This window comes from Streptomyces sp. NPDC001781 (genome assembly GCF_053596035.1).
Genome location: NZ_JBSFFI010000058.1, coordinates 1 through 8,442, shown reverse-complemented (window position 1 = coordinate 8,442; position 8,442 = coordinate 1). Strand labels below are relative to the sequence as shown.

The window sequence follows — 8,442 nt, the reverse complement described above, 5'->3', positions numbered from 1 at the left end:
TCCGGCGATCAGGTCCGAGCCGGCGGAGGACAGCACGCGCCCGTACCCGCTCGCCGTGCGGGCGATCCGGCCGGGCAGGCTCACCAGGAACGTGCCGACCGTGCGGCCGATGTCCAGGAAGAAGCGGCCGACGGCGAGTTCGGCTGTGGAAAAGGCCCGGTAGAGGATGCCGGGCAGCCGGGAGAAGAAGCCGGCGACCGCCGACTCTACGCCCATGACGAACCGGCTGATCTGGCCGGGCAGCCGGGAGAAGAACCCGGCGACCGCCGACCACGTCTTGGAGGCGAACCCTGCGATCTGGCCGGGCAGCCGGGAGAAGAACCCGGCGACCGCCGACCACGTCTTGGAGGCGAACCCTGCGATCTGGCCGGGCAGTGCGGCGAAGAACCCGGCGATGGCCCGGCCCGTGCGGGCGAACCAGCCGGTGACCGAGTGGTACAGGTCGGCCGTGGCCTTCTTGATGCCGTCCCAGTGCCTCACGATCATGGCGACGAGCAGGCCGAAGCCGAACGTCATGATCGTGAAAGTGATGAGCTGCCAGTTCGCCTTGAACCAGCCGACGAAGCCGGTGAACCCCTTCTTGATCCCGCCCCACACGACGTCCCAGGCCGTGGAGAGCCAGTGGACGAACGTCGTCACCGGTTCCTTGACCGCGCCCCACACCCAGCCCCAGAGCTTCTGGAACCACGTCGTCTTGGTGGCGATCCACACAATAGCGGCGACCAGCAGGCCGATGCCGACGATGAGCAGGCCGATCGGGTTGGCGGTCATCGCCACGTTCCACGCCCACTGCGCGGCCGTCACGATGCCGGTCCACACGGCCTGCATCTTCTGCCAGACGAACAGCGCGGCGAGCTGCACCCGCGTGCCCAGCGCGTACCGGGCGCCGAGCCGCATCGCCAGGTTCCAGCCGGCTGTCGCCACGGTGGCGGCCCGGGTGTAGAACGCGTACATCTTCATGCCGACGTACGCGGCGGCCGTCGCGCCGAGGAAGGTCAGCGTGGCGATGGCGACGGCCAGCAGGATGGAGCGGTGTTCGGCGAAGAACCCGACGACCGCGCTCACCACCGGGATCAGCTTCTCGCCTATGTCGATGGCGAGCACCTGGAGTTGCGCCTTCGTCCGGTCGAGCTGGACGTTCAGCAGGTTCGCCGTGATCTTCCAGCCTTCCACGTCCTTGGTGTTGTGGTGGAAGGACTCTCCGACCTTTTTGATACGTTCCGCGTTGCCTTCGGCGGATTCGCCGGTGATCTGGAGAATGGTGTTCAGGCCGATGGCGCCGCCGCTCATCTTGCGCAGGGCGTCGGTGAACGTCTTCGCCTGCGGCCCGCCCGCCTTGAGTTCGCGGGAGAAGCCGCGCGAGCGGTCCACCAGCGTCTTGAAGTTCCGCAGCGCCGGCGCCTGCGCGACGGGCATCCCCTTGATCGACTTGTTCCAGTCCCCCTGGATCATCTCGCCCTTGAGGTATTCCTTGGCGAGCGCGGCCTGGTCGCCCGTCATGTGCTTGATCATGACCTGGGCGGCGGCGGCCGACTGCTTGCTGCCCTCGAACGCGTCCATGAGGCCCTTACCGGCCGGGCCCAGCTTGTGCAGGATCGTGTCGACAAAGAGATTCGCCGTGCCGGACAGGCCGCGCTCGCCGAGCCGCGTGGACACGTCGGTGGCGGACAGGCCGAAGCGGCCCATCTCGCGCACCGCGACCATGTTCGGGGCGGCGATGGCGCGGATGGTCGCGCCGAGTTCGTGGGTGGCCTCGCGGGCGGACGTGCCGTGCTGGGTGAGCGTCGCCATCGACCCGGCGATGTCCTCGAAAGCGATGTGGTTCGCCGAGGCGATCGGGAGCACGGTCGACAGGGCGCCCGAGAACTCCTCCATCGTGATTTTGCCTTCACCGGCGGCCGTCTTCATGGCGTTCATCACCTGGACGGACTTGTCCGCCTTCAAGTGGTAGCTGGCCATGATGGACGTCATCGCGTTGGTGACGTCGGACAGCTTGGCGCCCTCCTCGCGGGCGCCCTGGGCTGCGGCCTTGAGCACCTTCAGACCCTCGGACCCGCGAAAGCCGGCCTTCTCGATCTGGTACATGCCATCGGTCAGGTTCTTGATCCCCGTACCGGTGCCCATGGCGATGTTCTTGATTCCGGCCCGCACGGTCTCCAGGCCCTTGGCGGACTCGCCGGCCGCCGTCTGGAGGATCGCGGTCTCCGACTGGAAGTCGGCGGCCATCTTCACCGACACGGCGGCGACGCCGAGCCCGAGCGCGGAGGTCCCCTTGCCGACGACGGCCATCGACTTGCCGACGGTGGCGGCCGAGCGGCGCAGGCCCGCCGCCGAGCCGTCGAGCTGTGCGCGGGCGGTGCGCATGTCGGCCGCGAGCGCCTGGCTCCACTTCTTGAAGTCCGGCAGGATCTCCACGAGACCCCGCCCGACGACCGCCGTCGCTCCGGTCTCCACTACAGACTCACCCCCTGCGCGGCCAGGAAGGACGCGGACGCTTCCTCGTCGCCTTCCCACCACCACGGCGCGGCCGGGTCCGCCTCCGCGTCGGCGTACCGGCGCACCTCACCCGGTACGCGCAGCCACTGGCCGGTGCCGAGGTCGGCGTCGAACCTCCGCCGCACCACCTCCGGGTCCTCGTCCTCCCCGCCGTCCAGTCGCTCGCACATGGCTGCGTAGACGACGTTCAGGAAGCGATCGACGGGGAGTTCGCGGAGATCGACGCCACGGCCGATGTGTTCTCCGTCAAGCTGGTGCCAGGTCCCGGGACGGAGGGCCCATCCGACGAGCTGTCGGATGGCGTGGTAGGGCGCAGCCCGTACGACTCCATGATCCACGGGACGATCTCGGAGACCTGCTCCAGCTCGATGGCCCGCTCCGGGTCCGACATGCGCTCCCGGAACAGCTTGAAGTCGCCGGGCAGCAGGGTGACCTCCAGGACGCCGAGCATGGCGGTGATGCCCTGCTCCCCGGTCGGGTTGTCACCCATCTGGTCGGCCGAGACGGCGAAGTCGATCAGCACCTGGGCGGGGAGCCTCGGGTGGCACCGGAAGACGTCGTCATCGACCTTGAACTCAATCACCCTGGGCTGGCGCGTGAAGTCCCTCATGCGCGCAGGGTAGGGCCGAATTTTTCATGATCTTTCCGGAGCGCGTCAGGCGTTGAACTTCGCGGCCAGCATCGCCTTCCACAGGAACGGATTCGGCTTGGTCCCCGGGTGGTTGACGCTGCGTGCGTAGATGATCCGGCTGCCCGAGGTGAAGCGCAGCCGGCCGTTGTGGCGCCGGGGCCGGATCTCGTGCGGCCTGGTCCCGTTCATCACGAACGACGCGGCCGGGTGGTCCACCATGACGATGCCGAGCGGGTTCGCCTTGGAGCCCTTGAAGATGGGCCGGATCGTCTGCCCCATGTGGCCCGGGGCGGTCGCCGCCGCGATGGCAGCCGTGCGCAGGGTGAGCCGCTGCACCAGCGCGGCGGAGCCCTGGCGGGCCACCCGCTCCAGTTTGCTGCGGTCGATGGTCATGAAGTCACGGGCCATGGCTCACTCCCAGGTCAGGGCGACGCGGAACCGCAGTTCGGTGCCGACGCAGCCGCCTTGCGGCCCCTGCACGAGGGAGGCGTCCACGATGAAGTCCTCCACGTCCCGCTCGTCGCGGGCGCGGCACAGGAACGCGTTCACCGCGCGCCGCGTCTCGTACGCGTCGCGGCGGACCAGCATCGCCGCGTTCTCCTGCGCGGCGACGGTCGGCGCGGGCAGCGCGCTGGGAGCGCACTGCATCACCTGGAGCACGAGTTCCGCACCCTCGTACACCGCGCCGCAGCTCTCCGACGGGTCCGCCTCGATCTTCTGCATGGGCCAGTTGTCGCTCGCGTACGTCTGGTTCACCATCAGGTACAGCGCGCCGCAGTCGCACCCGTCCCACGCGATGAGCCCCGGCACGACGGAGACGCGGCCGTACCGGGCCGTCGTGTGCGCGTCCACGTGGGTCAGGATGTCTCTGGCCAAGTTGAACCACTTCAGTGGCCCGGCATACGCGCTCACGCCCCGGTCCTCCGCTGTGCGATGCGGTCCACGTCGTACACCCGAGGCCGCCGCTGGAGCCGGTGCGGGTTCTCGGCGGTGAGGAACATGTCGACCAGGTACAGGCCCGTCTTGCCATGGAACAACATCTGCCCGAAGTCGGGCACGGAGATGGTCACACCCTGACGGACGAGCTGAGTGACGGCCGCCGGGAGCCGGCAGTCCACACCGGACCCGGCCTTCGCTATCTCGCAGGCCAGCTCGCCCATCGCCAGGCGCCCGGAATCGGGGACGGGCTCGCCGAGTCGCGCGGTGACGCTCCACGTACCCGGTGCCGTGTCCGGCCGGGAGAGGTCGTTGCAGCGCGGCCAGCGGGCGCCGTCGGTGCGTACCAGCACCTGCCCGCCGTCCAGCCGGTACGCGGCCGGGTCCAGCACGGCGCCGTCCACGCGCACGGAGGCGATGGAGTCCACCGGGGAGGGCAGGCGTACGCCGGTGAGCAGCCCGCACGAGCAGCGGCCGGCGCAGCCGCCGCAGCAGTACGGAGTGCGGTAGAAGTCCCACGGCGGCAGCGCGTACCCGGCGCCCCACTCCCACGAGCCGGTGAACGGGTACCCTCCGACGCCCTGGCAGTCCTCCGCGCACGGGCGCAGCACGGCCGTGGTCAGCCCGAACCGGCGCCCCGACAGGGACCACAGAATCCGCGTGGCCGCGTTCACGGCGTACCCGGTCAGCTCGGGCGAGTAGCCGCCGACGTCACACGTCCAGTACACCGGCCAGGGATCGGTCGGTACGTCCGTCACAGCGGCCTCCTTCAGGGTCAGGCGGACAGCCGCAGGATTCCGGACGGATTCCACACGATCGTGAAGGTGCCGGCCGTAGTGGACTGCGGGCCGCCGAAGTACAGGTAGGCCACGCCCTGGTCGGCGGCGGTGCCGCCGGTGATGGAGTCGTCGTAGACCAGGCAGCCGTACGCGCCGGTGAGGGTGACGGCGCCGCCGGCGGAGAGGTCGGCCGCGTCGAACATGACGACCCCGGTGTCCGGCGACGTGAACGTCTTACCGGTCAGCGGACGGCCGCCGGCCGCCCAGTTGGTGCCGCCGGTGATCTCTCGCGCCGTGGTCCACGTACCGGAGTTGTAGCCGGTCGCACTGACCGCCGCGTCCTTGTCCGGGGTCACGGTGCCGTCGAACAGCGCGGCTTTCACCGTGTCCGAGTCCAGCCCGGTGTAGCCGGTCCCGGAGGACTGCATCATCGGCCCGGCGATCCACTCGCGGAACACCCGGCTGTCCGTCCACGCCATCGCTAGAGTCTCCTCACCCGCGCGGTCGGGGCGTACACCGCGCAGTCCTGCCCGTCCTCGCGCTCGGTGACCACGGCCATGACCGGCCGCCCGTCGCCGTCGCAGCGGACGTCCTCGGCCCCCACGTAGTCCTCGCGGACGACGGCCCTCACATGTGCGCGCACGCCGTCCAGCACCATCGGGGCGAGCAGCCCGGCCAGCCCGGCGCACGGGTGAAACCGGTTGTCCGCCCCGGTTGTCACGGCCGTGGCCGGGCAGTTGGGGCAGCCCCAGCGCTGCTCGCCGCTCAGGATCACGTCAGCTCAGCGTGGTGGGGTTGATGCCCGGGTTCGGCGGGGCCACGGTCGTGACGTTCCACAGCCAGTGGTCACCGGCCTGCGCCACCTCGTTGGCGGGCAGGTAACTCGCCCCCGACCCGGGTCCGTCCCCCCAGCCGACGGTGGGCAGCGTGGACGCGGCCCGCGTCTCGGACGTCACCTGGAGCGTGGACCGCCCGTTCTCGATGGTGTAGGTACCGATCTTGGACGAGCCGACATTGGGCCAGGCGTTGTAGATGTAGCGCTGGAGCCCGGACGGGTCGCACGCGCCGGACCCGGCGACGCGCTGCCACACCTCCAGCGAGTACCGGTTGGCCGGCGAGCCTTCGCTGAAGGCGAAGCCGGTGCCGGTGACGCCGGCCGCGTTGGCGGTCAGTTCGCGTGCGGACGCGAGGTAGCTGACCCCGGTGGTGTTGATCTCGCAGAATTCGATCTGGAGCTGCATCCTCTTGAGGACCGGGTCGTCCTTCTGGTTGACGCACGGCGTGCCGTCGGCGGTGCGCTCGAAGAACTCCTCACCGTCCTCGTACTGCGGCTCCATCTGCACCTGGACGAAGCCCTTGGAGACGACGACGAGCGAGCCGGTCCCGGTCACCGGGTTGCCGCACGCGTCCAGCTTGACGATGCGGAAGTGCGTCCCCTTGATCGGGGTTGCGGCCGTTGCCACGGTTGCTGCCACTGATTACACCCCTTACGTGGGTACGCCGAGGGTCACGAGCGCGGCGAGATGTACGCACTCGAACCCGAACAAGTAAGTCCTGGACGCCAGCTTGCGGACGGTGTTCTTCGCGCGGTCGAACGTGCCGGGGAAGTCCTGCACGACCACGTCACTGCGGTGCCCGAACACGGCGCCGGTCGCGTAGATCCACGCGGTTCCGGCGGCCGGTGCCGCGCCGTTCGGGCCGGTGCCGAGGTAGCCGGCCGCCGACACGACGCGGTGCCCGCCGGGGGTGTAGAAGGCCCCGGTGGCGTCGTCGTGCCAGATGACGGACCGGGCCTTGAGCGTGGGCAGCGCGGCCGGCGGGACGTGCACGAGGCCCTGCCCGCCGTAGTCGGCGGCCAGCCGGGCGTCGATGAGCCCGATGACCACGGCCACGTCGTCGCCACCGGTGATCACCGGCGAGGCCGCCGTCTGGAGCCGGATGCCCTGCGGGTCGTCCAGCACCGTGTCGGCGGCCAGGTGCGGCCATACGGTCGGCTGCCCGCCCGCGCGGCCCGTCCAGAACGCCCGGCCCACCTGGTACGACTCCGAGCGCTCCAGCGCCTGCACGGCCTGGTTCTCCGGAGGGAGCCCGATCAGTGAGCAGTCGAACCCGGCGAACACGGTGAAGGCGGTCGCGCCCCGGTCCGTGCCGTGGGCGGTCGGGGCGAGGTCGGGCGCGGCCGGGATCTGCCCGCCGGTGCCGGTGACGGCCATGCCGCACGCGTCGGCGTACGTCGTGTCCGCGCCGCCGCACCAGTCGGTCCAGGTGACACCCTGGCGCCAGTGCGGGCCGTCGTCCGCCGGGTGCTGTGCCGCCTCCCACAGCCCGTTGGGGAGCGCGACGAAGTCCGGCCCGTTGACGATGCCCCGGATCCCTGCCACGTCACACTCCCCTCGCTGTCGGTGCGGTCACAGGTCAGACCTGGGCCGCTGCGGTGAGACCGGCAGTGCCGGCCCCGTTGACCTGGAAGCCGGCCCGGTACAGGCGGGACTCGTGACCGACCTTGGCGACCAGGTGCGCCTCCTCCGCCCACAGGGCGGTGAAGTCGTTCTCCGCGTTGAGCACGCTGTCTCGGATCACGCCGAGGTCGAGCTGGAGCCCGTTGCCGTGCATGAAGGTGCCGGCCGCGTACATCATGAAGTCCACCGAGGTGGGCCACGAGGTCATGTTGGCGCTGACCCGGCCGAACTGCCCGGTGCCGCGCACCTGCCAGTCCGAGACGAACTGCGCGCGGACGGACCGGTCGGTGAACCAGGCGCGGATCTGAGCGTCCGAGACGGACTCCCGCTCCACGTTGTTCCGCCAGGCGAGGTCGGCCCGGATGACGGCGAGCGCCCAGATGGGCAGCACGACCTCCAGCACCGAGTCCTCGCGCATCGCGTACTTCGCGCGGTAGTCGATGGCGGCCAGCTCCACGCCGTTGAGCAGGGTCTGGGTCGCCGGGACGGACCCGCCGAAGCTGATCGGGCTGGTGGAGCGGGCCACCATGAGGCTGATCAGCCGGGCGTTGATGACGTGCGCGTACGCGGCACGCAGCAGCCGGATGAAGTTCTGCGTCGCCTCCGGGTACGCATCGTCCGTGAGGTTACCGGCGGTCAGGCTGATGCCGTACGCCTCCAGCCGCGCCTCATCGAACGTCGGGCACGGCACGCGCAGCGTCGGCTTGTTCACCGAGCCGGTGACGGTGGCGATGTCGTCGGCCTCGGTCCACAGCCACGGGTCGGACGCGTTGGAGAACGCGACGCCGAAGCCACCGAAGCCGGACGCCGGGTTGGAGCCCGCGTTCTGGAAGAACACGTCACCGATGGACGGGGAGACCGGGAAGCGGATGCCGCCCCGGCTCACACCGACGGTCGGCAGGTCGATCAGACCCATCGGCGTGTCGGCGATGTTGAAGAAGTCGTAGGAGACCTCCGACGGCGCGCACCAGCCACCACCGGCCAGCAGGGCCTCCGCCTTGCCGCCCTCCTGCGTCATCGAGTGCCACAGCTCCTCCACCTTGGAACCCGGAGGTGATGGCCGCCGCGATCGAGAAGCGCCCGCTGCCCATACCGGACACCGCATGACAAGCTGGATGAGGTGAACGGTCGAACAAGTGCA

Annotated in this window: 11 protein-coding genes; all 11 read right to left on the bottom strand. The window is 70.0% G+C overall.

Going from position 1 to position 8,442, the window contains the following annotated elements; all coding sequences use genetic code 11:
- The coding region (locus tag ACWCV3_RS28355) for a phage tail tape measure protein (protein WP_451230030.1) at positions 1–2,454 on the bottom strand (2,454 nt) is incomplete at its 3' end.
- Positions 2,454–2,666 (bottom strand): hypothetical protein, encoded by a 213-nt coding sequence (locus tag ACWCV3_RS28350; RefSeq protein ID WP_451230027.1) that lies wholly within the window; start codon positions 2,664–2,666, stop codon positions 2,454–2,456. The genes ACWCV3_RS28355 and ACWCV3_RS28350, both read right to left, overlap by 1 nt.
- A gap of 17 nt (positions 2,667–2,683) precedes the next feature.
- The gene (locus ACWCV3_RS28345) at positions 2,684–3,106 is read right to left on the bottom strand and encodes a hypothetical protein (protein ID WP_451230024.1); all 423 of its coding nucleotides are present in this window, start codon (positions 3,104–3,106) and stop codon (positions 2,684–2,686) included.
- Between the two features lie 45 nt (positions 3,107–3,151).
- A complete protein-coding gene (locus ACWCV3_RS28340; protein WP_451230021.1) occupies positions 3,152–3,535 on the bottom strand; it encodes a hypothetical protein in 384 nt (127 codons plus the stop codon).
- A 3-nt stretch (positions 3,536–3,538) separates the two neighbouring features.
- Positions 3,539–4,003 carry a hypothetical protein gene (locus tag ACWCV3_RS28335; protein ID WP_451230018.1) on the bottom strand — a complete coding sequence of 155 codons (465 nt, stop codon included), beginning with the start codon at positions 4,001–4,003 and terminating at the stop codon, positions 3,539–3,541.
- Between the two features lie 32 nt (positions 4,004–4,035).
- Entirely contained in the window at positions 4,036–4,821 is a 786-nt protein-coding gene (locus tag ACWCV3_RS28330) for a hypothetical protein (RefSeq protein WP_451230016.1), read from the bottom strand.
- Between the two features lie 17 nt (positions 4,822–4,838).
- The gene (locus ACWCV3_RS28325; protein WP_451230013.1) at positions 4,839–5,321 is read right to left on the bottom strand and encodes a hypothetical protein; all 483 of its coding nucleotides are present in this window, start codon (positions 5,319–5,321) and stop codon (positions 4,839–4,841) included.
- A 2-nt stretch (positions 5,322–5,323) separates the two neighbouring features.
- The gene (locus tag ACWCV3_RS28320; protein WP_451230010.1) at positions 5,324–5,617 is read right to left on the bottom strand and encodes a hypothetical protein; all 294 of its coding nucleotides are present in this window, start codon (positions 5,615–5,617) and stop codon (positions 5,324–5,326) included.
- A gap of 1 nt (position 5,618) precedes the next feature.
- Positions 5,619–6,305: a hypothetical protein gene (locus ACWCV3_RS28315; RefSeq protein ID WP_451230008.1), complete on the bottom strand. Its 687-nt coding sequence runs from the start codon at positions 6,303–6,305 to the stop codon at positions 5,619–5,621.
- Between the two features lie 24 nt (positions 6,306–6,329).
- Positions 6,330–7,223: a hypothetical protein gene (locus ACWCV3_RS28310; protein ID WP_451230005.1), complete on the bottom strand. Its 894-nt coding sequence runs from the start codon at positions 7,221–7,223 to the stop codon at positions 6,330–6,332.
- Between the two features lie 34 nt (positions 7,224–7,257).
- A complete protein-coding gene (locus ACWCV3_RS28305; RefSeq protein WP_451230003.1) occupies positions 7,258–8,319 on the bottom strand; it encodes a major capsid protein in 1,062 nt (353 codons plus the stop codon).
- Between the last annotated feature and the right edge of the window lie 123 nt (positions 8,320–8,442).

Bases quoted from the DNA above. Each gene is read 5' to 3' on its own strand.
- ACWCV3_RS28350 (WP_451230027.1), bottom strand. From the start codon at position 2,666: ATGTGCGAGCGACTGGACGGCGGGGAGGACGAGGACCCGGAGGTGGTG.
- ACWCV3_RS28345 (WP_451230024.1), bottom strand. From the start codon at position 3,106: ATGAGGGACTTCACGCGCCAGCCCAGGGTGATTGAGTTCAAGGTCGAT.
- ACWCV3_RS28340 (WP_451230021.1), bottom strand. From the start codon at position 3,535: ATGGCCCGTGACTTCATGACCATCGACCGCAGCAAACTGGAGCGGGTG.
- ACWCV3_RS28325 (WP_451230013.1), bottom strand. From the start codon at position 5,321: ATGGCGTGGACGGACAGCCGGGTGTTCCGCGAGTGGATCGCCGGGCCG.
- ACWCV3_RS28305 (WP_451230003.1), bottom strand. From the start codon at position 8,319: ATGACGCAGGAGGGCGGCAAGGCGGAGGCCCTGCTGGCCGGTGGTGGC.